Source organism: Streptomyces sp. NPDC001678 (assembly GCF_042892945.1).
Lineage (GTDB): Bacteria > Actinomycetota > Actinomycetes > Streptomycetales > Streptomycetaceae > Streptomyces.
On the sequence record NZ_JBIAUP010000002.1, the window covers coordinates 396,257 to 419,618 of the forward strand.

Here is a 23,362-nt window from a genome sequence, read left to right on the forward strand (position 1 = left end):
GGACGGGACGGGTCCGGGGGCCGAGCCCCCGGACCCGTTCGTTCACCCGCCGGTCAACCCCTCCAGCCCCGCCGGGAGCCCGGGCCCGCCGTCGCCGTATATGACGCCGAGGCGCTGGGTCGCGCGCGTCAGGGCGACGTACAGGTCGCTCGTCCCGAACTCGCCCGGCTCGACGACGATCACCGAGTCGAACTCCAGGCCCTTGGCCTGGCGCGGGTCGAGGAGGACCACCGGGTTGGTCAGGTCCGGGTTCGCGCCCGCCGACGCCGCCGGCAGAGCGGCGCGCAGGGCCGCGTGGTGCCAGGGCTGGGCGATGACCGCGATGCGGCTCATCTCGCGGGCCGTCTCGGAGACGACCGCCTCGGCCACCGCGTCCGCCAGGTCCGCCGGGTCCGCCACCGCGCCGGCGCCGCCGACGAGGCACGTCCACGGCTCTTCCCCCGTGGCCCGAACCGAGCTCGGCGGCTCGAAGGAGGGGTTCACGGACCGGACCACGCCGGCCGCGACCTCCATGATCTCGGCGGGCGTACGGTAGTTGACGCCCAGCCGCACGTGCTCCCAGCGGTCGCCGACGTACGGGGTGAGGATGGCGTCCCAGGCGCCGCAGCCGCCCGGTTCGGCGGTCTGGGCCGGGTCGCCGACCAGGGTCATGGAGCGCGTGGGACAGCGGCGCATCAGCATGCGCCAGGCCATCGCGGACAGCTCCTGGGCCTCGTCGACGATGATGTGGCCGAACGCCCAGGTCCGGTCGGCGGCGGCGCGTTCGGCGGCGCTGCGGTGGTCGGCCTCCTCGTGGCGTTCGGCGAGGCGTTCCGCGTCGATGAGGTCGTGCGCGGCCAGGACCTCGGAGTCCTCGTCGTCGACGTCCTCGAACTCCTGGGTGCGGGAGCCGTAGGAGAGGTCGAGGACGCCCTGGGCGTAGCGGACGCGCTCCTGGCGTGCCGCCTCGGCGGCGGCGCGTTCGGCGGAGTCGTCCTCGCCGAGGAGTTCGGCGGCCTCGTCGAGGAGGGGAATGTCCGCCGGGGTCCAGGGGCCGCCGGCGCGCCGGATCGCCGCCGCGTCCTCCTCGGGGAGGTGGGTGGGGTCGGTGAGGTAGTCGCCGACGAGCCGCTGCGGGGTGAGCGCCGGCCACAGGTCGTCGACGGCGGCGTGGACGTCGCGGTTGGCGGCGACGGCCTTGCCGAGCTGGGCGATGTCGTCCGGGCCGAGGAGGCTGGGCCCGCCGTAGGGGTCGGCGCCGATGCGGTCGGCGATCTGGGCGGTGAGGGCGTCGATGACGCGGAAGGCGAAGTAGGGGCGGGCGAGGTTGTGCGGCAGCCTGGTCTCCCGTGCCAGGCGCCGGGCCTCGGTGGCGATGTCCGTGTCGAGGACGAGCTCGCCGTCGTCGTGCTCGATGACGACGGGCGCGCCGGGCTCGGGCACGGTCTGCCGGTCGCGGACGTACGCCGCGAGGGCGTCGGCCATGCCGGCGGCGCCCTTGATCTCGGCGGCCCGGGGGGTGTCCGTACCGGTGGCACGGACGCCGGGGAAGAGTTCGGCGGGCGTGGCGAGGAGGACGCCGGTCTCGCCGAGCGCGGGCAGCACCTCGCCGATGTAGCCGAGGAAGGCCGGGTTGGGCCCGACGATCAGCACGGCGCGGCGGGCGAGCCGCTCGCGGTGGGCGTAGAGGAGGTACGCGGCCCGGTGGAGGGCGACGACGGTCTTGCCCGTGCCGGGGCCGCCCTCGACGACGAGGACGCCCTGGTGCGGGGCGCGGATGATGCGGTCCTGCTCGGCCTGGATGGTCTGCACGATGTCGTGCATCCGGCCGGTGCGCGCGGCGTCGAGCGCGGCGAGGAGGACGGTGTCCGCGTCGCTGCCCTCGTGGCCGGTGCGGGCGGTGTCGGCGAGATCGAGGATCTCGTCGTGGAGGGCGGTCACCCGGTGGTTCTCGGTGGTGATGTGGCGCCTGCGGCGCAGCCCCATGGGGGTGTGGCCGGTGGCGAGGTAGAACGGGCGGGCGACCTCGGCCCGCCAGTCGATCACCAGGGGCGTACGGTCCTCGTCGGCGGCGCGGATGCCGATGCGGCCGATGTGGTGGTCGGCGCCGTCGCGGAACAGCAGCCGCCCGAAGCACAGCCCGTGCTCCCCGGCGTTGAACGCCGCGAGCAGCCCGGACTGCTCGGCCACCATGACATCGCGCTCCTGGCGCGCCTGGAAGGTGGTGCCGTCCATCGCCAGGGCGCCCTTGACCGCCGCCTCGGCGCCGGTGCGCAGCTCGGCGAGCCGGTCGTGAAGACGGTCGATGAATTCCTGCTCATTGCGCATGTCCGTGTTTGACAATTCCACTCCCGCACGGATATGATGGCCTCATAAAGCTTCTCCATGCGTTGAGTTGAACAATGCATGGAAACATTCAATATACGCAGAGAAACGCCCCGGACGTCAATATGCGCCGGGGCGTTGTTGTATTTCCGGGCCGGGCTCAGCGGCCTTCCGTCGACGCCGGGCCGGGTTCCTCATCGGTGGCGAGGCGGGCGTGCCGCTCCACGTCGTAGCGCACGCCGGAGTAGAGCAGCCGCTGCCTTTCGCACCCCTCCACGGCGAAACCGGCGGCCGTGGCCACCCGACAGGAGGCGATGTTGTCGACGCGGTGTCCCAATTCCAGCCGGAACAGCCCCAGCTCGTCGAAGGCCCACCGGCACACCGTCCGGCAGGCCGCCGTGGCGACTCCCCGGCCCCGCGCGGACTTCGTCGTCCAGTAGGAGACCCAGCCCGTGGAATGCCGGCGGTCGACCGCGCTCACCGTGATGTCGCCGAGCACGACGCCGGGATCCGCCCGCTCGACGACGGCGAAGGAGTACGCGGCGTCCTCCTCCCACTGCCCGGCCCGCCGCCGGATCCACCGCAGCGCCTCGTCGGCGGTGTCGACCGGCTGTGGCGCCTGCCATCGCATCAACGGGTCCGCGTGGGCCTCCAGCAGGGCGGCGACGTCCCGCGCCGCCCACGGCCGCAGCAGGAACGGTTCACCGTGCACTTCCATCTCCTCGCGCATGCGGCGAGTCTGCGCCACGGATTTGTGTCCGTACAACTCCTGTCCCGTTAGCGTGCGTTCGAGTGCGTGCGGGAAAGAGGTTCGCGTGACCGGTTTCGTGAGCGAAGAGTTCGAGGGGCTCCAGGCGCAGGTCCTGGGGCTGGCCGGGCGTCAGGTGTCGTCCCGGGAGGTCGTGGAGCGTTCGCTGCGGCGGATCGAGGCGAGCCAGGGCACGCTCAACGCCTTCCGGATCGTCCGGGCCGAGGCCGCGTTGCGCGAGGCCGGCGAGGCCGACCGGCGCATCGCGGCGGGGGAGCGGCTGCCCCTGCTCGGCGTGCCCGTCGCCGTCAAGGACGACATGGACGTGGCGGGCGAGCCGACCGCGTTCGGCTGCCCGGGGGACTTCCCGCCGAGACGGGCGGACAGCGAGGCCGTACGGCGATTACGGGCCGCCGGCGCGGTGATCGTCGGCAAGACGAACACCCCCGAGCTGGGGCAGTGGCCCGTCACGGACGGGCCGGCCTTCGGGGTGACCCGCAACCCCTGGAGCCCCAAGCACACCCCCGGCGGCTCGTCCGGCGGCTCCGCCGTCGCCGTCGCCGCCGGGCTGGTGCCGGCGGCCCTCGGCTCGGACGGCGCCGGGTCCATCCGGATCCCCGCCGCCTGGACCCACCTGGTCGGCATCAAACCCCAGCGCGGGCGGATCTCCACCTGGCCGGAGCGCGAGGCGTTCCGGGGCATCACGTGCTTCGGGCCGCTGGCCCGTACGGTCGCCGACGCGGCACTGCTGCTGGCGGCGGCGAGCGGCCCCCACGACGGCGACATCCACCGCCCGCCCGCCGTGGACGCCCTCGCGGCGGCCGGGCACGAACCACGGCGGCGGCTGAGGATCGCGCTGTCGCTGCGGCCCGCCTTCGCCGCCGTGCGCAACGCCCTCGACCCCGCCGTACGGACGGCGACCCTGCGCACGGCCGAGACCCTGGAGGCGATGGGACACGAGGTCGTGGAGGAGAACCCGCGCTACGGCCCCATCGGCTTCGCCTTCGTGCCGCGCTCGATGGCCGGCATCAGGGACTGGACCGCGCGCGTCCCCGACCGGACGCTCCTGGACGGCCGTACGCGCACCAACGCGCGCTGCGGGCTGCTGCTCGGCGGCGAGGTGCTGCGGGCCGCACGGGCGGCGGAGGCGCCGCTGCGGCGGCGCATCGGGGAGATGTTCTGGCGCTTCGACGCCGTGCTGACGCCCACCACGGCCGTACCGCCGCTGCGCACGGGCGCGCTGGCGGGGCTCGGCAGCCGGGAGACCGACTCCCGGATGATCGCGGCCTGTCCGTACGCCTGGCCCTGGAACGTCCTCGGCTGGCCCGCCGTGAGCGTGCCGTCGGGCTTCACGGAGGACGGGCTGCCACTGGGGGCGCAGCTGCTGGGCCCGTCGAACAGCGAGCCGCTGCTGATCTCGCTGGCCGCACAACTGGAGGCGGACCAGCGCTGGCACGAGGCATGGCCGGAGGGACTGCCGGAGTAGTAGCGCCCCGAAGGGGCGCGGGGCAGTGTCGATATGCGGCTACCGCCGCGTGGGCGCGACCAGCCACGACGCACCCGCAGGTGATGACGTACCCGACCCCCAGCGGCGCGCTACGGCGCCAAGACGTCGAGCTCCGCCATCGCCCCCGTCGCGATCTCACGGGTCAGCGCCTCCGCGCGGGCCGCGTCCCGCGCCCGCACGGCCTCGGCGACGCGCACGTGGAGGGTGACGGCGGCCGGGTCGGGGTCGGTGAATATCACGTGGTGGTGGGTACGGCCGGTGAGGACCTCCGCGACCACGTCGCCCAGCCGCGCGAACATCTCGTTGCCGGACGCGCGCAGGATCACCCGGTGGAAGGCGATGTCGTGCACCAGATAGGCGTCCAGCTGCTGGCCGCGCGAGGTGGCGACCATACCCAGGGCGTGCTCGGTGAGCTCGGCGCACTGCTCGGGGGTGGCCAGCAGGGCGGCCAGTCCGGCGGCGGCGGGCTCGATCGCCGAGCGCAGCACGGTCAGTGAACGCAGCTGGCGCGGCCGGTCGGGGCCGGCGAGGCGCCAGCGGATGACGCGCGGGTCGTAGACGTTCCACTCGTCGGCGGGCAGGACGGTCACACCGACGCGGCGCCGGGAGGCGACGAGGCTCATGGACTCCAGGACGCGTATCACCTCGCGGATGACCGAGCGCGAGACGTCGAAACGCTCCTCCAGCTCGTCCGTGCGCAGCACGCTGCCCGCCGGATACTCGCCCGCGGTGATCGCGGGCCCGAGGGAGTCCAGCACGCGCGCGTGCAGCCCCTGGCCCCCCTGCCCCTGTTTGTCCATGGGATCAGCCTAAGGGCGACCACGACCTGGATTAAGTATGACGTTTTAGTCACAGGGTCTTGAATACGTCGTACTCGATGAGCTTCAGTGAACCCTCAACAACCGATGTCGACGGAGACAGCGAGGTAGGCGTGATGGTCGTCGTGGTGATGGGCGTCGCCGGTACGGGCAAGACCACGGTCGGCCCCCTGGTGGCGGAGGCGCTGGGCGTCCCCTACGCCGAGGGCGACGACTTCCACCCGGCCGCCAACATCGCCAAGATGTCCGCCGGCACCCCGCTGGACGACGACGACCGCGCCCCCTGGCTCGACGCCATCGGCGACTGGGCCCGCGACCGCGCCGCGGAGGGCGGTGGGGCGGGCGCCGGTGGCGTCGTCAGCTGCTCCGCGCTCAAGCGCGCCTACCGCGATCGGCTGCGCGCAGCAGCGCCCGGGCTCGTCTTCCTCCATCTCACCGGCGACCGCGAGCTGATCGCCGGGCGGATGGCCGCCCGCAAGGGCCACTTCATGACCACCCGGCTGCTGGACTCCCAGTTCGCCACCCTCGAACCGCTCGGGGCCGATGAAGCGGGCATCGCCGTCGATGTCGCGCCCGAGGCCGCCGTCATCGCCGAGCGGGCGGTCGCCGCGCTGCGGCGACTGCTGTAAGCCGCCTCCTTGTGGGCCTCCAGTAGGCCCCCCCTCAGGCCCACAAGGAGGCTCCCCCCTTCCCCCCTCCCTTTTTAGGAAGCCCCGTGAGCACTCTCAGCGTCGAGATGCTGGCCGCGGCAGCACCCACCGCACCGATCACGTCGGCGGGTCACGCACAGCTGGGCATCGCCGTCCTCGTCGGCATCGCCGTCATCGTCCTCCTCATCAGCCGCTTCAAGCTCCACGCGTTCCTGTCCCTGACCGTCGGATCGCTCGTCCTGGGCGCGGTCGCGGGCGCCCCGCTCGACAAGGCCATCACCAGCTTCACCACCGGCCTCGGCTCGACCGTCGCCGGAGTGGGCGTCCTCATCGCCCTCGGCTCGATCCTCGGCAAGCTGCTCGCCGACTCCGGCGGCGCCGACCAGATCGTCGACACGATCCTGGCCAGGGCGGGCCGCAGCTCCATGCCGTGGGCGATCGTGCTGATCGCGGGCGTCATAGGCCTTCCGCTGTTCTTCGAGGTCGGGATCGTGCTGCTGATCCCGGTCGTCCTGCTCGTCGCCAAGCGCGGCGGCCACAACCTGATGCGCATCGGCATCCCGGCGCTGGCCGGCCTGTCCGTCATGCACGGCCTCGTGCCCCCGCACCCCGGCCCGCTCGCGGCGATCGACGCCATCGGCGCCAACCTCGGCGTGACCTTGGCCCTGGGCGTGCTGATCGCCATCCCGACCGCGATCATCGCCGGCCCGCTCTTCTCCCGCTTCGCGGCCCGCTGGGTCGACGTCACCCCGCCCGAGAAGCTCGTCCCGCAGCGGCCGTCGGAGGAGCTGGAGCGCCGCCCCGGCTTCGGGATCACCGTCGCCACGGTGCTGCTGCCGGTCGTCCTGATGCTGGTCAAGGCGCTCGTGGACGTCGTGGTCGACGACCCGAAGGCGTATGCGCAGCGGGTGGCCGACGTGATCGGCTCGCCGCTGATCGCCCTGCTGGCGGCGGTCCTGGTGGGCATGTTCACCCTCGGCCGCGCGGCGGGCTTCGGCCGCGAGCGGCTGGCGGGGACGGTGGAGAAGTCCCTCGTTCCGATCGCCGGAATCCTGCTGATCGTGGGCGCGGGTGGCGGATTCAAGCAGACGCTGATCGACGTCGGCGTCGGCCACATGATCCTCGACCTCTCCAAGGACTGGTCGGTCTCGGCGCTGCTGCTGGCGTGGCTGATCGCGGTCGGCATCCGCCTCGCGACCGGCTCGGCGACCGTCGCCACCATCTCGGCGGCGGGGCTCGTGGCCCCGCTCGCCGCCGACATGAGCACGACCCACACGGCGCTGCTGGTCCTGGCCGTGGGCGCGGGTTCGCTGTTCTTCTCCCACGTGAACGACGCGGGGTTCTGGATGGTGAAGGAGTACTTCGGGATGAGCGTCGGGCAGACGCTCAAGACGTGGTCGCTGATGGAGACGGTGATCTCGGTGGTGGGGCTGGGCTTTGTGATGCTCCTGTCGCTGGTCTTGTAGGGGCCCCTACACCCCCGCGTATACGTACCGGGCCCGCCGCGTGAGGTTCAGCGCGGCGGCCCGGTCGGCGTGGTGGCCGACGAGGAAGGTTCTGTCCGTCGCCACCGCCAGACCGGGCGGCCGCACCGCCCCGTACGACGTGAACCGCCGCACCCCGCACCCGTGACAGCGCTCCTCCCCACCCCGGCGGGCCCAGCCCGCCCGATGCGCGCACCTCATCGCGGCCACGCGGGCAGGACGTGCGCCTCACGGAAGTGACTGCGCACGGCGACCATCGCGTCGACGGCCGCCTCGGTGCGTTCGCCGTATTCACCGGCGGCCCGCCGGGCCGCTTCGAGCCGCACGCACTCGGCGCAGCCGAAGGGCGACGCGCTCGGCGCGGCGGCGCTCGCGCGCAAGCCCGCCGCTTCCCGTTCCGCCCGCGTCGCGAGGCGCAACGCGTCGGCGGGCGCCTCCCACTCCCGGCCGCCGTCCGGCCGCCTGATCTGTACGCGCGGACCGACGTTGCCCATCACTTGGGCGAGCGTCGCGCTACGCGTGTCCACCACGTATGCGCCTTCGCGGTAGGTCACGGAATCTCCCCTTCGAGTTGACCTTTACGCAGAGCGGTTCCAGCGTTGCCGCGCGCAACTACGCTCGGGAAGGGGGTCGAGCTCTCCAAAGCCGATGTCAAGAAGGAGCGTTGCGACGTGGCCGAGATTTCACGGGCTGAAGAGTCATCGACAGCACGGCTGAAGTGCGGAGAGGAGCTGCGCATCCGTCGTGAAGCGGCCAAGCACACTCAGAAGTCTCTCGCCAACGCCATCGTCTGCTCCGCTTCGCTGATCGCCCACATCGAGGCCGGCCGCAGAAAGCCAAGCGCCGAGGACGCGGAGCGGATCGATCAAGCGCTGGGCACCGACGGCTTCTTCGCCCGCTTCCTGCCGACGCTGAGCACGGCTCGGTTCGCCGCGCACTACGCGCAGATCGCGGACCTGGAGAAGCTGGCCACCTGCATCCAGGAGTACGGAGCGGCCCTCGTTCCCGGCCTCCTGCAGATCGAGCCATACGCTCGCGCGATCTTCCGTTCCGGGCTGACCAACATCACCGCAGCCGAGGTTGACAGGCGCGTTGTACAGCGCCTCGAACGGGCGAAGCTCCTCGAAGATCCTGACCGGCCCGTGATGTGGGTACTGCTCGACGAGCACGTGCTGCGCCGGGTCGTCGGCGGGCCGACCGTCATGGCGGCACAACTCCGGCACATCGCACAGCTGACCGACAGGGGGCGCATCAGGCTTCACGTGCTGCCCTTCAGTGCTGGCGCACATGCTCTTTCCGGAGGCTCGCTGACCTTGATGAAGTTCGACGATGCCCCACCAGTGGCCTACCTTGAAGGGGTCAGGTCAGGGCACCTCCACGACGAGCCCGCGAGGGTTGCCCAGTGCCAGGCCGCATACGATCTCGCGCTGGGCGACGCGCTCTCGGCCCACGAGTCGCTGGCCCTGATCACTTGCGTGGCAGAGGAGTACGAACGTGCACACTGATCGGCACATATTGGCGTGGCGAAAGTCCAGCTACAGCGGCGCAGGGGACGAGCACGGCGGCGACAACTGCCTGGAGTTCGACGACAGCCGCAACGACTCGGTCCACGTCCGGGACTCCAAGGACCCGTACGGTCCCGTCCTGTCCTTACCCGCCGCGGCGTGGGCGGCCTTCACCGCGACGCTGAGGTAGACGGGGTGGCGGACCAAGCCCCCGTATGGCGCAAGTCCAGCCACAGCGGACCCGACAACGGAGACTGCCTCGAAGTCGCCGACAACATACCCGGCGCTGTCCCCGTCCGGGACAGCAAATCCCCCCACGGGCCCGCCCTGTTGTTCCCCGCTACGGCATGGAAAACCTTCATCGCCACGCTGACGTGACGCAGGATCCCGCCGGCGCAAGCCACCCGTGGCTGTGGTCACTCCTCCACAGACGCGCGTGGAGCGGCGCTAGACGGCGACGAAGCGGCGGTTGCCGTCGGCGGCGAGAACGCGGCCGAACCGCATGCCGGGAAAGTGCGCGGCGACGAGCAGATCCTCCGTGTCGGCGGCCTCGTCGGCGATGCGGTTGCGCACCGCGGACGCGGCCGCTGGGTCGGCGTCCCAGATCACCTGCCAGTCGCGCTCGCTGAACTGGACCACCGAGTGGACGACGTCGCCCAGCAGCAGCGCACGGCGTCCGCCGGAGGAGAGCACGTACACGGTGGTGCCGGGGGTGTGACCGGGCAGGTGGAGGGCGTCGATGCCGGGGGCGAGGGTGAAGTCGGCGTCGAACAGCTCCAGTCGGCCTTCGAGCGGGGTGAGCTTGGCGACGGATTCGGGAGTCGCGGCCGGCCCGGTGACGAAGTGCTGCCAGTCGGCGCGGTGGGCGCGGTAGGTGGCGCGCGGGAAGACGGGACGGCCCTCGACCGCGGCCCAGCCGACGTGGTCGAAGTGAAGATGCGTGAAGAGTACATCGGTCACGTCCTCGGGCGCGACGCCCTGGGCGGCGAGCGAGTCCAGCAGCGCGCCGCCGCGGTAGCGGCCGTCGTCGAACGGCCCGACCCCGGCGTCCACCAGGACGGTCCTGTGCCCGCTGCGGACCAGGAAGCCGCCGAGCGGAAGGTTCAGGGTGCCGTCCGGCTCGCGGTGGTGGTCATGGCAGGCCCACGGGTCGTCCGTGCCGGGGCGGGTGAGGATCTCGGCGGCGGTCTCGGTGCCCACCCCGTCCATGACCGCCAGGACCTCGATGTCGCCGATCTTCACGTACAACCCCTCCCGCGACCGTCCGTCATGGGCCCGCGCCGGAACCGGCGTCCGCTCGCGGGCCGACGGCTGCAACCGCCCCCGGCAGCCGGGCATTCCCGCCGGGGGCCAGGCATGGCAAACCTTCATCACCACCCGCCAATAACGCCGCATCCCGCATGTGGCCCACGCCACACCGCCTCCCTGCCCCCACCCGTCACATTCCTTCCGCCGCATCCGTCAGTGCAGTGACGAAGCAAGCCGGAAGGAAGCCACCATGACGGACAAGACCCTGACCTCCCGCATGTCGAACCCCCTCGACCTGATCCCCGAGATCGCCGAGGTGTCGGCGGCCCTGTTCAAGGCCATCGGAAACGGTTCGGTGCCCCGCACCACGTTCGCGCTCATGCACCTGCGCGCCGGGCAGATCGTGGGCAACACCTACCTCACCGTCTTCCACTCCAACACCCTCCGCACCGCAGGCGAGTCCGAGGAGCGGATCACCGCCGTGGCGTCCTGGCGCGACGCGCCGTACTTCACGGACGCCGAGCGTGCCGCGCTCGCGCTCGTGGAGGGCGTGCTGACGCCGAACCCCCACGGTGAGCGGGTGACCGACGAGGTGTACGCCGAGGCGGCCCGGCACTACGACGCGAAGGCGCTCGCGACGCTCATGGTCGCGATCGGCCAGGTCAACTTCTTCATCTCGTTCGCCCTCATCGGGCGCCCCCTCCCCGGCAAGGCGCCGGCCGAGCAGTGGACCTGAGCGGATCTGAGCGGACCCGCACGGGTCAGGCGGCCCCGCCGGGCCCGCCGGCTCCGGCTCAGGCCGGGGCGGGCAGATGGATCGAGGCGAGTTTGGCCGGGTCGACGACGATGTGGATGCCGGTGATCCGGCCTTCGGTCACGGTGAAGGCGATGACGGAGAGAGGGGTTCCGTCGGGGCGCCAGGACATATGGCCGGGAACGCCGTTGACCAGCACTGGGCGATGGCGGGCGACCTCGCCGGAGAACCTGCGGGCGCCGGCGGCGACCTCGGTGGCGCCGAGAGTGACGACCATGCCGTCGGGGGTGTCGACGGTCAGCTTCACGTTCGGGTCGAGGACACGCAGGAGCGCTTCGAAGTCGCCGCCGAGGGCGGCGGCGCGGAATGCCTGGACGACCTCTCGGTGCTCGCGGCCGGGGCCCGCCGTCCGGTCCGTCGCCTGGACCTTGCGGCGGGCCCGGCTGGCGATCATCTTGGTGGCGTCGGCGGATTTGCCCAGGATCTGTCCGATTTCGCGGAACGGGACCGCGAACATGTCGTGCAGGACGAACGCCAGGCGCTCGCTCGGGGTGAGCGAGTCGAGCACGACGAGCAGGGCGAGGCCGACCGAATCGGCCAGCGCCACCTGCTCGTCCGGCGCGGGTTCGTCGGCGGGCGTCACCACGAGGTCCGCGAACTCCTGCCCGTAGGCGGTTTCGGGGTGAACCTGGCGGGACCTCAGAAGGTCCAGGCTGATTCGGCCCACCACGGTGGTCAGCCAGCCCGCCAGGTTGCCGATGGCCGCCCCGTCCTGGCGGGCGAGGCGTATCCAGGCTTCCTGGACCACGTCCTCGGCGTCGGCGTGCGAGCCCAGCACGCGGTACGCGACGGCGCGCAGCCGATCGCGCTGGGCTTCGAACACCTCGGTCACGAGGCCGGACGGGTGGGCGGTCACGGCTTTCGCTGCTGACGGAGCGAGACCCGGTTGCCGTCCGGGTCCACTGCCTCGACGCGGACCCCGAACGGGTAGTCCTCGGGTTCGGGCTGCTCGAAGACGACGCCGCGCCGGCGCATGGCCTCGAAATCCTTCCGCAAATCGTCGGATTCGAGGATCAGCGGACCGGGCGCGGCATGCCGGCCCCCGTCGCCCGGCTGTCCCGCGGCCGCCGTGTGCGGCCACAGGATGATCTGCACCGGGCTGTCGGGAACACCGACGGTGAGGAAACGTCCGTCGGGCCCCGGGAAGTCGACCCGCTTCTCCAGACCGAGTCCCTCGGTGTAGAACCCCAGCGCGCGGTCCTGATCGGTGACGTAGACCGTCACGTACATGATGTTGGTCAGCATCGTGTTCTCGATTCACTCGTTGGTGCGACGACCGTTCGGATTCGGTCTTTCGCCCGTATGACGAGTGCCGGCGGGAGAAGGTAACAGGGCCGGTCCGCCGGTCGTCGTGGCGGGCCGGCCGCACGGCAGGGCATGTATCCGGGCGCCGCCGTCCGGGCGGTCCCCCACCCCCGTGGGAGGCCCGCCCGGCGCGTAATCCCCGGCGCCGTCACCCCCGTCGCGTCACCCCGACAGCGCCGCCAGGTACGCGGCCACGTCCCCCGCGTCGTCCGTCGCCAGGCCCACGTACCCGTCCGGGCGGATCACGAAGTACCCGGACCTGTACGCGTCCTTGACGTGCCCGTCCACGTCCACCGGCCGGAACACGCGAACCCACTCCGGCACGGTGAACTCCGCGTCGCCCAGCGCCAGAACCGTGGCGTGCGGGCCCTGGAAGACCTCGAAGAGCCGGACCCGCGCGCCGGTGGCCGGGTCCTCGCACGGTGCGTCCGGGGCGCGGTCGCCCGCGCGCAGGGCGTCCTCGGGGAGGTCGTGGCGCAGCTCGCGGGTGAGGTCGCTGTCCGGGTAGCCCACGTGGAGCTGGAGGGTCTCGGCGCCGCGCCGGGGCCGGCCGGCGTCGTCCTCGTGGTGGATGCGGGTGCTCATGCCCAGGACGTCGGCCGCGATCTTCATCCGTTCGGTCGCGTAGGTGTCGAGGAGGGTGTCCGGTGCCCCGCGCCGCAGGACCGCGTCCAGCTTCCAGCCGAGGTTGTAGCCGTCCTGGATGCTGGTGTTGAGGCCCTGGCCGCCGGCCGGGGAGTGGACGTGGGCGGCGTCCCCGGCGAGGAAGACCCGCCCCTCGCGGAATCGTTCCGCCATGGCCATGCGCGGCTTGAACGCCGACACCCAGTGGACCTCGCCCACCTTCAGGTCGCTCCGGCCCGTCTGCTCCTCGATCAGGCGCTGGAGGGCTTCCGTGGTGCCGTCCCGCTCGGGGTCCACCCGTGTGTCGGAGTCGTCGTGGCGGGCGACGAGCTGGAAGGTCTCGACGCCCTCCAGCGGGCGCAGCATGAACCTGCCGCCCGGGGCGTCCGGCCAGACGTGCCAGTGGGTGCGCTCCAGCCCGTCGACGACGACGTCGGCGAGGAGGGCCGCGCGCTCGTCGACGGGCTCCGAGGCGAAGCCGACGCCCAGCGCGCGGCGCACGGCGCTGCGGCCGCCGTCGGCGCCGACCAGATAGGGGGCCCGTACGGCCTCGGTCGCGCCGTCCGGCCGGGTGAGGGTGGCGGTGACGCCGTCGGCGTCCTGCTCGAAGCCGGTCAGCTCGGTCTCGAACTCCACGCGGCCGCCGAGCTCTTCGAGCCGCGCGGCGAGGATTTCCACCGTGCGCCACTGGGGCAGCATCATGATCTCGCCGTACGGCACGGCCGGCGTGGGTTCGGCGCGGAGGATGATGTCCCATTCGCCGGTCTGCCGGTCGCCGTCCCAGAGCATCAGCGGCGGGCACGGGCCGCCCGCCGCCCGCATGGCCTCCAGTACGCCCAGATCCTCGAAGACCTCCAGTGAGCGCGGCTGGAGGCCCGCCCCGCGCGAGCCGGGGAAGCCGCGGTCGGCGCGCTCGACGAGGCGGTGGGGTATGCCGCGGCGGGCCAGGTCGACGGCGAGGACCAGGCCGGTCGGCCCGGCGCCCGCGATCAGGACGTCCGTGTGCGTGGTCACGTCGGTGTGCGTGGTCACGTCGGTGGTCAACGTGATCCCCCCTCTATTCCTTAACGCTGTTAAGTTCGGAACGCTCCCCAGCGTGCACTTAACGTTGTTAAGGTGTCAAGGTGGCAACTCGCATTGACAGAACCCAGGTGGCTGTGACCGCGCTCCGCCTGCTGAACGAGGTGGGCCTCGAAGGCCTCACCCTGCGCCGGATCGCCAAGGAGCTGGACGTCCAGGCCCCGGCGCTCTACTGGCACTTCAAGAACAAGCAGGAACTGCTCGACGAGATGGCCACGGAGATGTTCCGGCGCATGGGCGCCGCCCTGTGCGACGTCGACCGCTCCGACTGGCAGTCGTTCATGTCCGGCGCGGCCCACGTCATCCGGGATTCCGTGCTCGGTTACCGCGACGGCGCCAAGGTCTTCAGCGGTACCCGCTTCAGGGGCGCGGACTACGCGGGTCCCGTGGACGGGTTGATGGAGATGCTGGTGGACGCCGGCTTCACCCTGCCGAACGCCGCACGCGCCTGGTTCACCGTCCAGTGCTTCACGATGGGGCACGTCATCGAGCAGCAGTCCGTCTACCCGTTCCCCGGCGGCGAGCGCGACCCCTACTACGACGCGGCCGAGCGCGCCCGCCGCCTGGAGGGCCATCCGCTCACCGCCGACGCGGGGCAGGTGTTCTTCAACGACCTCGACGCCGGCTTCGAGACCGGCCTGCGCGCCGTCATCGCCGGCATCGAGGCCACATTGCTACCCGCGCTGCCCGCGCTACCCGCCGAGTGACACGCCGCCGTCCAGCGCCTTGCGCAGCGCGGGCGTGAACCGCCGCTCCACGAACCGGTGCAGCGCCCACGCCAGCACCAGCATCACCAGCAGCGTCAGCCCGAACGTCGCGTACGACGGGACGCCCAGCCCCCGGTGGAGCCCGCCGATCACCACCCACCCCAGGTGCTCGTGCACCAGATAGAACGGGTAGGTCAGCGCGCCCGCGAACGGCAGCCAGCGCCATGTCGCCCAGCCCGTCCTGCCCGTGGCCACCGCCGCGACGGCCGCGTAGCCGAGGGCGAGGACGGCGATGACGACGTAGGCGGAGCGGGTGGAGAAGTAGTGGGGGTTCGGCGGGTGGACGAGGCCCGCCACCGCGTAGTGCTGGCCGAGCAGGAAGCTCACGCCTACGATGCCCCAGGCCAGCGCGTCATTGCCGAAGCGGTGCACCAGATAGAGGCCGATGCCGCCGATGAAGAAGGCGGAGTGCTCCGGCATGAACACCACGCGCAGGAACTCGACGTGCGAGGCGGAGGTGATCACCGTCATCAGCGTCCACATCGCGCAGAACAGCACCACCCGCCGCCGCGAGGCCCCGGGAAGCACGACGAACAGCGCGAAGAGCGCGTAGAAGCGCAGTTCCGCCCAGAGCGTCCAGCACACCCCCAGCACCCGGTCGGCGCCGACGGGCTGCTGGAGCATGCTGAGGTTGACGAGCGTGTCGCTGGGGGAGACCGTCCTGTACGTCACCCACGGCAGCGCGAACACCAGCGTGACCAGCACGATCGCGGCCCAGTAGGCGGGGTAGAGCCGGGACGCGCGCGAGGCGACGAAGGACCGCAGGGGCCGGCCCCAGCCGCTCATGCAGATCACGAACCCGCTGATGACGAAGAAGATCTGCACCCCGAGGCAGCCGTAGGCGAACGCCGCCGACAGATGCGGGAACTCATGGCGGGGCGAGGCGCCCCACGCCCGGCTGACATCGCCGTCCCGCCCGCCGTAGTGGTACAGCGCCACCATCAGGGCGGCGACGAGCCGCAGCCCGTCCAGCGCGTACAGCCGCCCCGACGACCGGGCGCGGGCCTTTTCCGCACGCGGCGCGGGCAGAGGAGGGGCGGGTGTGGGGCTTGTGACCGTCATGCGGGAGTCGCTTTCTTCGGCCTCGTCAGCCGCCGCTTCATGGCCCGCGCCCGGCGGGCGACCCTCCGGACGGCCGGATTGCGGGGGAGGAAGGCGAGTTGGGAGGGGATCGCGCCGGGGAGGGCGAGGGCGGTGAGGCGGCGGCGTTTGAAGTAGCGCCAGGTTCTGGTGCTCAGGTGGGTGGAGAGGTAGCGCTCCGCCGCCGGGCGGAGGTTCGGGTAGATCTGGGGCTGCATCGCGTAGCCCACTGCGGCGAGGAGGCCGCTGAGGTCTTCGGGTGCGGGTGGGGCCGACGCGGCAGCGTCGGCCTCCAGGTCCGGCAACAGCGCGTCCACGATCGTCACCGGTACGCGGTTGCTGTTCTGGTACGGCGTGAGGCGTTCCAGCAGCAGGTCCGTGCCGGCGCGGGCGACGGGCAGGCCGTGGAAGGTGCGGGCGGTGAGCAGCGCGGTCGAGAAGCAGGCGACGACCAGCGCGGGCCGCAGCCGCTGGTAGACCACCTCGGCCAGCACGGGCACGTCCAGGACCGTCAGCCGGGCGTCGAGCCGGGCGGCCTCCTCCTCCAGCATCCGCGACCAGCGGGACGGCGCCGAGGGATGCGGCTTGAAGAGCACGTCGCGGTGGCCGCGCCGGACCGCGCCGCGCAGCATCCGTACGTGCAGCCGCTCCTCCTCCTCGGGGGAGAGGATGTCCAGCGCCGACAGGTACTGCCCGAGGAGCAGGGCCGCGCCCTCGGGGACCTCCGGCAGGTCGGGGCAGCTCTCGGAGAGCTCGGCCAGCACCTTGGCGAAGGCCTCGCCGGGCACGGTCTCCGCCTCGACCCCGAACTCCGTGAGCAGCAGCGGTCTCAGCCCGGGCACGAGGTCCAGGTGGAGCAGGCGCCGGACGCGCGTGCCGATCAGCGGATCGAGCTTGCTGCGGGTGGGCCCGTAGCTCATCAGCCCGTCGGCGTAGACGTCCAGGGGCGCGTCGGGGAAGACCTGGGCGAGGGCGAGGGCCGGGTTGACCTGGATGGACTCGAGGACGAGCGTCACGTCGTCCGTGCCGAGCCCCCACAGCAGCCGCAGATAGCGCTCCCACAGGGGGGCGTCGTCGGGGCGCGGGGACCAGCCGGCGGGGTGGAAGGGGCTGATCGCGTCGTTCCAGGACAGCACCCCGTCGAAGCGGGTGAGGAGCCGTTCGAAGCCGGGCGCCCGGTCGGGGCCCGGGGTGGTCTCGGGGATGGCGGCGGTATTGGCGACGACCAGGTAGCGGCGCTCGGCGGCGGGCAGTTGTCCCGCGTCGAGGGCGGCGGCGAGCGTGGCGGCGCCGTAGAGCGTGGAGACGAGCAGGAGCTGGACGCGCGGTCGGGAGGTCATCAGGCGGCCGCCCCCAGCCGGGCCGCCCCCGGCCGGGCGGGCCTGCGGCGCAACCGGCGCAGCCGGGCCGCCCGGTCCTCGTCCATGGAATTCAGCGCGTCCTTGACGAGTTCCCGGGGCATCCGCCGCAAGGCGTCGGCACTCAGGGAACGCAACGCCCGGGCGACTTCGGGTTCGAATCGTTCGATTGTTCCCAACTGGTGGGACATAATCGCGCAGTACGTACGAACGGCCTTGGGGAGAAGTTTTTCCGCCTCCGGATCCGTCGCCGTTTCCTCGATTACCTGATCGAATGCCCGCAGGAAATGGAGCTGGCGTACGTCACCGATCTGGGTGAGCGAAGTGGCGACCCCCCGGCGGTAGAACACCCCGAGCAGTCCCGACACCGCGAAGGACCGCGCCTCGCGGTGCAGCCGCCAGATCCACGGCCGGTCCTCGGCGGTGCGCAGTCCGTGGGTGAAGTGCAGCAGGCCCTCGTCCAGCAGCCGCCGGTGGTAGACGCCCGCCCAGGCGTAGGCGTAGTCGACGGACGTGGAGCGGTCGGCCGGCAGTATCGCCTCGCGCGGCGACAGCGCCACCCCCCGCCGTCCGACGGGCACCCGGTGGACCGTCCGCGCCCGTCCCGTGCACTGGACGTGGTCGGTGCGGACGAAGTCGACGTCCAGTTCCTCCGCCACCGCGAGGAGCCGCTCGTAGTGGCCGGGGGCCAGCCAGTCGTCGCCGTCGAGGAAGGTCACGTACTCCCCGCGCGCCAGATCCAGCCCGGTGTTGCGGGCCGTGGCGAGGCCGCCGTTCTCCTCGTGCCGCACCAGCACCGCCCCCGGCACCTCGCGCTCCGCGCGTTCCAGGATCTCCGGTGTCCCGTCCGTCGAACAATCGTCGACGAGAATGAATTCGAAGTCCTCGCGTGCGTTCGCACTCAGGCTTCTCAGTGTGTCGGGAGCGTATGTCTGCACGTTGAAGAACGGCACGATGACCGAGAGCTTGACCACCCGCGTGACGCTATGTGGTGCCCCGGCATTCGTTCTGACGAAGGGCACAATGAGAGGTGAACGAAGCGCGGCGGATCGATGAACCGCCCTTGCGCGTCAACCGCTTCGCCGATCGTCGGTGTGCTGTTTACCGGCTGTTGAAGTCCCGTTGGGCAGCCAAACGGAATGCATTTCTATCGTCGGCGATGTGCCATCACGCAATGAATCCCCGCCCCGGGTGGCCGTCCTCGCGGACTCCGACACCCGGTGGAAATGGGGAGCGCTCACCGCACACCGGCTCGCCCCGCGAGGCGCGCTCGACGGCTTCCTGCTGAGAGGACGCGCCACCCCCACGGTCCGCCAGCTCGCCGAGGTCGGGATCCACGCGGACGCCCTGTGCGAGGTCACCGGCGCGGAGTTCACCCGGGCGGCGGGCCGGGAGCGGTACGACGTGATCGTCCTGGCCTGCGTCGGCGGCGCCGTGCAGGCGATGCTCCACGGACTGGCCCACGCGTGGGGCCGGGCCACCGCACCCCGGCCCGTCGTCGTCACCGGCTACGTCGGCGTCGTCTACGAGAAGCTCGCCGACGGCCTGCTGCTGCGGCACGGCGCGGACGTCGTCCTCGCCAACTCCCGCCACGACGCCGAGCGTTTCCGCGCGGTCTACGAGGGGGTGGACGCCCCTTCCGACAGCGTGATCGAGTGCGCGCTGCCCTTCCTGGAGGGAGGGGGACGCGGGCGGAGTGAGGAACTCCGGCCGTTCACCGTGGTGTTCGCCGCCCAGCCCTCCGTACCGGACGGCCGCGCCGACCGCGCGTACCTCCTCGAACGCGCCGTACGGCACGCCCGCGCGCACCCGGAACGGGATGTGTTGCTCAAGCTCCGCAGCAAGCCCGGTGAGCACACCACACACATCGAGGAACTCCCGTACCAGAAGCTCGCCCAGCGCTTCCCCGGCGGCCTGCCGCCCAACTGCCGCCTCGTCTACGGCCACATGGGCGACGTCCTCGACCGCACCGACCTCCTGGTCACCGTCAGCTCCACCGCCGCCCTCGAATCCCTCCACCGGAACGTACCCACCGCCGTCCTCACCGACCTCGGCATCCGCGAGGCCCTCGGCAACCACCACTTCCTCGGCTCCGGCTGCCTCACCTCCTGGGACCACCTCGACGCGGGCCACCTGCCCCGGCCGGACCCCACCTGGACCGCCCGCCAGGGCGTCGCCACGGACCGGCCCCACGAGCGCGCGTTCGACACGGCACGCGCCCGCGTCGCCGAACTCGCCCGCCGCGCCGCGCCCCCGCCGCTCGCCCCCTACTACACGGCGGAGACCGCCCCCGGCTACCTCCCCGGCATCCTCGCCCGCTACGGCTTCGACCCCGGAGGCCGCCCCCTGCGCGAGCCGGCCGCGCCCGGCCGCGAGGAGAGCGCGCTGCGCCGCGCCACCCGGGGCGCCCTCCGGGAGGCCGCGCGCGGGGCGTACCGGCACGGGGTGCAGCGCGTGGCGCCCGTCATCCGCCGACTGGGGGAGCTGTGACCGAGGAGTACACCATGTCGTCGTCCGTTCCGCCGGCCGTCCTGGCCGTCATCCCCGCCCGTGGCGGCTCCAAGGGAGTGCCCGGCAAGAACCTCGCCCCCGTCGGCGGCGTCCCGCTCGTCGCCCGCGCGGTCCGCGCCTGCCGGGCGGCCCGCCTGGTCACGGACGTCGTCGTCTCGACGGACGACCCGGCCATCGCGGCGGCCGCCCGGGGCGCGGGTGCGGAAGTCGTCCAACGCCCCCCGGCGATCGCGGGGGACACCGCGACGAGCGAGGCGGCGGTGCTGCACGCGATGGACGTGTACGAGGCGATGCGGGGGGTGCCGGTGGGCACGGTGCTCCTGGTGCAGTGCACCAGCCCGTTCCTCACGGCGGAGGACGTCGGCGGCGTGGCCGCAGCGGTGGTCGAGGGCGGCGCGGACAGCGCCCTGACGGTGGCCCCCTTCCACGGCTTCGTGTGGCGTGAGGGGGCCTCTGTCGGCGTGCCGCAGCAGCAGGTTTGTGGGCAATCGTTCCGCAGGGCGGAACGGGTGGGCACAAACCTGCCCACCGGGCAGCAACCATTCCTCGGTGCCACCGGCGTCAACCACGACAGGACAGTCCGCCCGCGCCGCCAGGACCGCCCTCAGGACCTCCTCGAAACCGGCGCCGCCTACGCCATGGAAGCCACCGGCTTCCGCGAGAACCGCCACCGCTTCTTCGGCCGCACCGACCTCGTCCGCACCGACCCCTCCCGCGTCCTGGAGATCGACGACCCCCACGATCTCGCCCGCGCCCGGGCCCTGGCGCCCCTGCTGGACACCGCCCCCGCGGCCCTCCCCACCCGGCGTGACGTCGACGCCGTCGTCCTCGACTTCGACGGCACCCAGACCGACGACCGCGTCCTCATCGACGCCGACGGGCGCGAGCTCGTCGCCGTCCACCGCGGGGACGGCCTCGGCGTCGCCGCGCTGCGCCGGGCCGGGCTGGCGGTGCTGATCCTGTCCACCGAGACCAACCCCGTCGTCGCCGCGCGCGGCCGCAAGCTCCGCGTGCCCGTGATCCACGGCAGCGAGCGCAAGGACGTCTCGCTCAAACAGTGGTGCGAGGAGCACGGCATCGACCCCCAGCGGGTGCTCTACGCCGGCAACGACGTCAACGACCTGCCCTGCCTGGGCCTCGTCGGCTGGCCCGTGGCCGTGGCCGACGCCCACGGCACCGTACGCGCCGCCGCGCGTGCCGTGACCGCCGCCCCGGGCGGCCGCGGCGCCGTCCGCGAGATCGCCACCTGGCTCCTCGGCGAGGACCTCGGCACCACCGCCTGACCCCGCTCCCCTTTCCCACCCCGCCCCCGTCACCAAAGGAACCGCCCCCTCATGAACCCAGCACCGCGCAGCGCGCTCCGCACCCGGCTCCTCGGCGACCGGCCCGTCGGCCCCGGGCACCCCGTCTACGTCACCGGTGAGATCGGCATCAACCACAACGGCGACCTCGACACCGCCCTCGCCCTTGTCGACGCCGCCGCCGACGCCGGCTGCGACGCCGTGAAGTTCCAGAAGCGCACCCCCGAGGTCTGCACCCCGCGCGACCAGTGGGACCTGGAACGCGACACGCCGTGGGGCCGGATGACGTACATCGACTACCGCCACCGGGTGGAATTCGGCGAGGACGAGTACCGCGCCATCGCCGAGCACTGCGAGAAGCGCGGCATCGCCTGGTTCGCCTCGCCCTGGGACACCGAGGCCGTCGCGTTCCTGGAGAAGTTCGACGTCCCGGCCCACAAGGTGGCCTCCGCCTCCCTCACCGACGACGAGCTGTTGCGCGCCCTGCGCGCCACCGGCCGCACGGTGATCCTCTCCACCGGGATGTCCACGCCCAAGCAGATCCGGCACGCCGTCGAGGTGCTGGGCAGCGACAACATCGTGCTCTGCCACGCGACCTCGACCTACCCGGCCAAGGCCGCCGAGCTCAACCTCCGGGTGATCAACACCCTGATGGCCGAGTACCCCAACGTTCCCATCGGCTACTCCGGTCATGAGACGGGCCTCCAGACCACCCTCGCCGCCGTCGCCCTCGGCGCCGCCTTCGTCGAGCGCCACATCACCCTCGACCGCGCCATGTGGGGCTCCGACCAGGCCGCGTCCGTCGAGCCCGGCGGCCTCAGCCGCCTCGTGCGCGACATCCGCGTCGTGGAGGAGTCGCTGGGCGACGGGGTCAAGCGGGTGTACGACAGCGAGCTGGGGCCGATGCGCAAGCTGCGCCGGGTCGCGGGCGTCGTCGCCGAGGCGGGCGACCGCGAACCCGTCGCGGTCTGACGGGCCGGCCGTGACCCCACCCGAGGGGCCGGCCGACGGACCGGTCCCGGAGGCGGCGGAGGCTCCCGTCCGCCGCCTCCGGGGCCCCCGCCGGGCCGAAGCCCCCACTCTGGCCTTCGTCGAGAGCCCGGTCCAGCTGCTGAACGTCCTCGAATGGGCGTACCGCGTCACCCACGGCCCCCGGCCGTCGTGCGAAGGCGTGCCGTCGCGCGAGGGCGTGCCGTCGCGCGAGGGCGTGCCGTTGTGCGAGGGCGTGCCGCGTCAGCCCGGCGCCCGGGACATCACCCCGCTCGGCGGTGATCTGCTCGTCGTCGTCCTCGCCCCGCACGACCCCATGACCCGCGGCCAATTGCGGCGCATGGCCGAACTGGCCCGGGACCAGGGCCACCAGGTGCGCTGGGAGGAGGCCAGGGGAGGGCCGGGGGCGCCCGTCGCCACCGTCGGCACGCTCGCCGGGCCGCTGCGCAGGGCGCGGCGCGTCGTCATCGGCGACCCGTTCTCGCGTTACGTCCAGTTGTTGCTGACCATCACCCGGGCGCGGGAGCTGATCGTGGTGGACGACGGCACCGCGACCATGGAGTTCGTCTCCCAACTCGCCCGGGGCGAACGCTTCGTACGCTGGCACCGGCGGAACACCACCCCGGGGGCGCGCGACATCGTCTTCGCGCCCGTATCGGCGTCAGCGCGCCGGAAACTCACTCCGAACAACCACCGTTCGGTGGAAATCTTCACCTCGATGCCCGTGGAACCGCCACCCGGAGTGACGGTCACGGCCAATGACTTCGCCTGGACCCGGGCCACCCAGGGCCCGCCCACCCTCACCCGGGGCACCGATCTGGTGGGCACCTCCCTCGTCGAGACCGGGGTCGTGGACCCCGAGCGCTATCTCGAAGCGGTCGCCGCCCTCGCCCGCGCCCATGGCGCCACCCGCTACTTCGCCCACCGCCGCGAGAGCACCGACAAGCTCCGCCGCATAGCCGTCGAGCTGGGGCTGGAGGTCGTCCGCCCCGAGCTCCCGCTGGAGCTGATCGCCCGGCGCGGGCCCATCGGACGCACGGTGCTGAGCTTCCCCTCCACCGTCGTCCACACCCTGCCCCCGGCCCTCGCGGGCACCGGGGTGACCGTCGCCGTCTGCGACATCGACCCCGCCTGGCTCACCGAGCACGCCTCACCCCGGGCCGAAGGTTTCCTCTCCGGAGTCACGGGAAGCGCGCGCGCCGTACGCCGCGTACCGTACGCGCCCGTTCCATCGGGGCGTGTCGCCGAAGGTACGCCGTAAATACGGG

The 23,362-nt window shown here is 72.3% G+C and carries 24 protein-coding genes; 12 read left to right on the plus strand and 12 right to left on the minus strand.

Annotation, left to right across the window (positions count from 1 at the left end):
• Nucleotides 1-42: 42 nt before the first annotated feature.
• A complete protein-coding gene (locus ACFYZR_RS05335) occupies nucleotides 43-2,307 on the minus strand; it encodes a HelD family protein (protein WP_391906028.1) in 2,265 nt (754 codons plus the stop codon).
• Between the two features lie 157 nt (nucleotides 2,308-2,464).
• On the minus strand, nucleotides 2,465-3,034 hold the full coding sequence (locus ACFYZR_RS05340) for a GNAT family N-acetyltransferase (protein ID WP_391905286.1): 570 nt from the start codon (nucleotides 3,032-3,034) through the stop codon (nucleotides 2,465-2,467).
• On the opposite strand from ACFYZR_RS05340, the gene ACFYZR_RS05345 reads away from it, so the two are divergent.
• A complete protein-coding gene (locus tag ACFYZR_RS05345) occupies nucleotides 3,033-4,538 on the plus strand; it encodes an amidase (protein ID WP_391905288.1) in 1,506 nt (501 codons plus the stop codon). The genes ACFYZR_RS05340 and ACFYZR_RS05345 overlap by 2 nt on opposite strands.
• A 110-nt stretch (nucleotides 4,539-4,648) precedes the next feature.
• Here ACFYZR_RS05345 and ACFYZR_RS05350 read toward each other — a convergent pair whose 3' ends face one another.
• Nucleotides 4,649-5,359, minus strand: a complete 711-nt coding sequence (locus tag ACFYZR_RS05350; RefSeq protein WP_391905290.1) for a FadR/GntR family transcriptional regulator — start codon at nucleotides 5,357-5,359, stop codon at nucleotides 4,649-4,651.
• 77 nt (nucleotides 5,360-5,436) lie between these two features.
• On the opposite strand from ACFYZR_RS05350, the gene ACFYZR_RS05355 reads away from it, so the two are divergent.
• Nucleotides 5,437-6,006 carry a gluconokinase gene (locus ACFYZR_RS05355; protein WP_391905292.1) on the plus strand — a complete coding sequence of 190 codons (570 nt, stop codon included), beginning with the start codon at nucleotides 5,437-5,439 and terminating at the stop codon, nucleotides 6,004-6,006.
• An 86-nt stretch (nucleotides 6,007-6,092) separates the two neighbouring features.
• Entirely contained in the window at nucleotides 6,093-7,493 is a 1,401-nt protein-coding gene (locus tag ACFYZR_RS05360) for a gluconate:H+ symporter (protein WP_391905295.1), read from the plus strand.
• A 6-nt stretch (nucleotides 7,494-7,499) separates the two neighbouring features.
• Here ACFYZR_RS05360 and ACFYZR_RS05365 read toward each other — a convergent pair whose 3' ends face one another.
• Both ACFYZR_RS05365 and ACFYZR_RS05370 read right to left on the minus strand, forming a co-directional pair.
• Nucleotides 7,500-7,712, minus strand: a complete 213-nt coding sequence (locus tag ACFYZR_RS05365; protein WP_391905298.1) for a DUF6255 family natural product biosynthesis protein — start codon at nucleotides 7,710-7,712, stop codon at nucleotides 7,500-7,502.
• The gene (locus ACFYZR_RS05370) at nucleotides 7,709-8,065 is read right to left on the minus strand and encodes a hypothetical protein (protein ID WP_391905301.1); all 357 of its coding nucleotides are present in this window, start codon (nucleotides 8,063-8,065) and stop codon (nucleotides 7,709-7,711) included. Before ACFYZR_RS05370 ends, ACFYZR_RS05365 begins: the two co-directional genes overlap by 4 nt.
• A gap of 117 nt (nucleotides 8,066-8,182) precedes the next feature.
• On the opposite strand from ACFYZR_RS05370, the gene ACFYZR_RS05375 reads away from it, so the two are divergent.
• The 3 genes from ACFYZR_RS05375 to ACFYZR_RS05385 are packed head-to-tail and all read left to right on the plus strand — an operon-like array spanning nucleotide 8,183 to nucleotide 9,394.
• A complete protein-coding gene (locus ACFYZR_RS05375; protein WP_391905304.1) occupies nucleotides 8,183-9,016 on the plus strand; it encodes a helix-turn-helix domain-containing protein in 834 nt (277 codons plus the stop codon).
• Nucleotides 9,006-9,206 carry a DUF397 domain-containing protein gene (locus ACFYZR_RS05380; RefSeq protein ID WP_391905307.1) on the plus strand — a complete coding sequence of 67 codons (201 nt, stop codon included), beginning with the start codon at nucleotides 9,006-9,008 and terminating at the stop codon, nucleotides 9,204-9,206. Before ACFYZR_RS05375 ends, ACFYZR_RS05380 begins: the two co-directional genes overlap by 11 nt.
• 5 nt (nucleotides 9,207-9,211) lie before the next feature.
• Nucleotides 9,212-9,394, plus strand: coding sequence for a DUF397 domain-containing protein (locus ACFYZR_RS05385; protein WP_391905310.1), 183 nt, complete (start codon nucleotides 9,212-9,214; stop codon nucleotides 9,392-9,394).
• 69 nt (nucleotides 9,395-9,463) lie between these two features.
• On the opposite strand, the gene ACFYZR_RS05390 is transcribed toward ACFYZR_RS05385, so the two are convergent.
• Nucleotides 9,464-10,258 carry an MBL fold metallo-hydrolase gene (locus ACFYZR_RS05390; RefSeq protein ID WP_391905314.1) on the minus strand — a complete coding sequence of 265 codons (795 nt, stop codon included), beginning with the start codon at nucleotides 10,256-10,258 and terminating at the stop codon, nucleotides 9,464-9,466.
• A 256-nt stretch (nucleotides 10,259-10,514) separates the two neighbouring features.
• On the opposite strand from ACFYZR_RS05390, the gene ACFYZR_RS05395 reads away from it, so the two are divergent.
• Nucleotides 10,515-11,000, plus strand: a complete 486-nt coding sequence (locus tag ACFYZR_RS05395; RefSeq protein WP_391905317.1) for a carboxymuconolactone decarboxylase family protein — start codon at nucleotides 10,515-10,517, stop codon at nucleotides 10,998-11,000.
• Between the two features lie 58 nt (nucleotides 11,001-11,058).
• Here ACFYZR_RS05395 and ACFYZR_RS05400 read toward each other — a convergent pair whose 3' ends face one another.
• The 3 genes from ACFYZR_RS05400 to ACFYZR_RS05410 all read right to left on the minus strand — a co-directional run bounded on the left by ACFYZR_RS05400 (nucleotide 11,059) and on the right by ACFYZR_RS05410 (nucleotide 14,051).
• The gene (locus ACFYZR_RS05400; RefSeq protein ID WP_391905320.1) at nucleotides 11,059-11,934 is read right to left on the minus strand and encodes a sigma-70 family RNA polymerase sigma factor; all 876 of its coding nucleotides are present in this window, start codon (nucleotides 11,932-11,934) and stop codon (nucleotides 11,059-11,061) included.
• Entirely contained in the window at nucleotides 11,931-12,323 is a 393-nt protein-coding gene (locus ACFYZR_RS05405) for a VOC family protein (protein WP_391905323.1), read from the minus strand. Before ACFYZR_RS05405 ends, ACFYZR_RS05400 begins: the two co-directional genes overlap by 4 nt.
• 222 nt (nucleotides 12,324-12,545) lie before the next feature.
• On the minus strand, nucleotides 12,546-14,051 hold the full coding sequence (locus ACFYZR_RS05410; RefSeq protein ID WP_391905325.1) for an FAD-dependent monooxygenase: 1,506 nt from the start codon (nucleotides 14,049-14,051) through the stop codon (nucleotides 12,546-12,548).
• Nucleotides 14,052-14,131: 80 nt separating this feature from the next.
• Here ACFYZR_RS05410 and ACFYZR_RS05415 point away from each other — a divergent pair, with 80 nt between their 5' ends.
• Nucleotides 14,132-14,794 (plus strand): TetR/AcrR family transcriptional regulator C-terminal domain-containing protein, encoded by a 663-nt coding sequence (locus ACFYZR_RS05415; protein ID WP_391905328.1) that lies wholly within the window; start codon nucleotides 14,132-14,134, stop codon nucleotides 14,792-14,794.
• On the opposite strand, the gene ACFYZR_RS05420 is transcribed toward ACFYZR_RS05415, so the two are convergent.
• Genes ACFYZR_RS05420 through ACFYZR_RS05430 form a run of 3 tightly spaced genes read right to left on the minus strand, consistent with a single transcriptional unit; the run spans nucleotide 14,780 to nucleotide 18,266 of the window.
• A complete protein-coding gene (locus ACFYZR_RS05420; RefSeq protein ID WP_391905330.1) occupies nucleotides 14,780-15,916 on the minus strand; it encodes an acyltransferase family protein in 1,137 nt (378 codons plus the stop codon). The genes ACFYZR_RS05415 and ACFYZR_RS05420 overlap by 15 nt on opposite strands.
• Nucleotides 15,913-17,274 carry a polysialyltransferase family glycosyltransferase gene (locus ACFYZR_RS05425; RefSeq protein WP_391905333.1) on the minus strand — a complete coding sequence of 454 codons (1,362 nt, stop codon included), beginning with the start codon at nucleotides 17,272-17,274 and terminating at the stop codon, nucleotides 15,913-15,915. The genes ACFYZR_RS05420 and ACFYZR_RS05425 overlap by 4 nt, the downstream gene beginning before the upstream one ends.
• Nucleotides 17,274-18,266, minus strand: coding sequence for a glycosyltransferase family 2 protein (locus ACFYZR_RS05430; protein ID WP_391905336.1), 993 nt, complete (start codon nucleotides 18,264-18,266; stop codon nucleotides 17,274-17,276). The genes ACFYZR_RS05425 and ACFYZR_RS05430 overlap by 1 nt, the downstream gene beginning before the upstream one ends.
• Before the next feature lie 187 nt (nucleotides 18,267-18,453).
• Here ACFYZR_RS05430 and ACFYZR_RS05435 point away from each other — a divergent pair, with 187 nt between their 5' ends.
• The 4 genes from ACFYZR_RS05435 to ACFYZR_RS05450 are packed head-to-tail and all read left to right on the plus strand — an operon-like array spanning nucleotide 18,454 to nucleotide 23,355.
• Nucleotides 18,454-19,782, plus strand: a complete 1,329-nt coding sequence (locus ACFYZR_RS05435) for a DUF6716 putative glycosyltransferase (protein ID WP_391905339.1) — start codon at nucleotides 18,454-18,456, stop codon at nucleotides 19,780-19,782.
• A gap of 14 nt (nucleotides 19,783-19,796) precedes the next feature.
• Nucleotides 19,797-21,086, plus strand: coding sequence for a cytidylyltransferase domain-containing protein (locus ACFYZR_RS05440; protein ID WP_391905342.1), 1,290 nt, complete (start codon nucleotides 19,797-19,799; stop codon nucleotides 21,084-21,086).
• A 51-nt stretch (nucleotides 21,087-21,137) separates the two neighbouring features.
• Complete coding sequence (locus ACFYZR_RS05445) at nucleotides 21,138-22,076, plus strand: N-acetylneuraminate synthase family protein (RefSeq protein WP_391905344.1); 939 nt, start codon at nucleotides 21,138-21,140, stop codon at nucleotides 22,074-22,076.
• A 10-nt stretch (nucleotides 22,077-22,086) separates the two neighbouring features.
• Nucleotides 22,087-23,355 carry a hypothetical protein gene (locus ACFYZR_RS05450; RefSeq protein WP_391905346.1) on the plus strand — a complete coding sequence of 423 codons (1,269 nt, stop codon included), beginning with the start codon at nucleotides 22,087-22,089 and terminating at the stop codon, nucleotides 23,353-23,355.
• Nucleotides 23,356-23,362: the final 7 nt, after the last annotated feature.

Bases quoted from the DNA above. Each gene is read 5' to 3' on its own strand.
- ACFYZR_RS05335 (WP_391906028.1), bottom strand. From the start codon at position 2,307: ATGCGCAATGAGCAGGAATTCATCGACCGTCTTCACGACCGGCTCGCC.
- ACFYZR_RS05345 (WP_391905288.1), top strand. From the start codon at position 3,033: ATGCGGCGAGTCTGCGCCACGGATTTGTGTCCGTACAACTCCTGTCCC.
- ACFYZR_RS05340 (WP_391905286.1), bottom strand. From the start codon at position 3,034: ATGCGCGAGGAGATGGAAGTGCACGGTGAACCGTTCCTGCTGCGGCCG.
- ACFYZR_RS05350 (WP_391905290.1), bottom strand. From the start codon at position 5,359: ATGGACAAACAGGGGCAGGGGGGCCAGGGGCTGCACGCGCGCGTGCTG.
- ACFYZR_RS05355 (WP_391905292.1), top strand. From the start codon at position 5,437: ATGAGCTTCAGTGAACCCTCAACAACCGATGTCGACGGAGACAGCGAG.
- ACFYZR_RS05365 (WP_391905298.1), bottom strand. From the start codon at position 7,712: ATGAGGTGCGCGCATCGGGCGGGCTGGGCCCGCCGGGGTGGGGAGGAG.
- ACFYZR_RS05395 (WP_391905317.1), top strand. From the start codon at position 10,515: ATGACGGACAAGACCCTGACCTCCCGCATGTCGAACCCCCTCGACCTG.
- ACFYZR_RS05405 (WP_391905323.1), bottom strand. From the start codon at position 12,323: ATGCTGACCAACATCATGTACGTGACGGTCTACGTCACCGATCAGGAC.
- ACFYZR_RS05420 (WP_391905330.1), bottom strand. From the start codon at position 15,916: ATGACGGTCACAAGCCCCACACCCGCCCCTCCTCTGCCCGCGCCGCGT.
- ACFYZR_RS05425 (WP_391905333.1), bottom strand. From the start codon at position 17,274: ATGACCTCCCGACCGCGCGTCCAGCTCCTGCTCGTCTCCACGCTCTAC.
- ACFYZR_RS05440 (WP_391905342.1), top strand. From the start codon at position 19,797: ATGTCGTCGTCCGTTCCGCCGGCCGTCCTGGCCGTCATCCCCGCCCGT.
- ACFYZR_RS05445 (WP_391905344.1), top strand. From the start codon at position 21,138: ATGAACCCAGCACCGCGCAGCGCGCTCCGCACCCGGCTCCTCGGCGAC.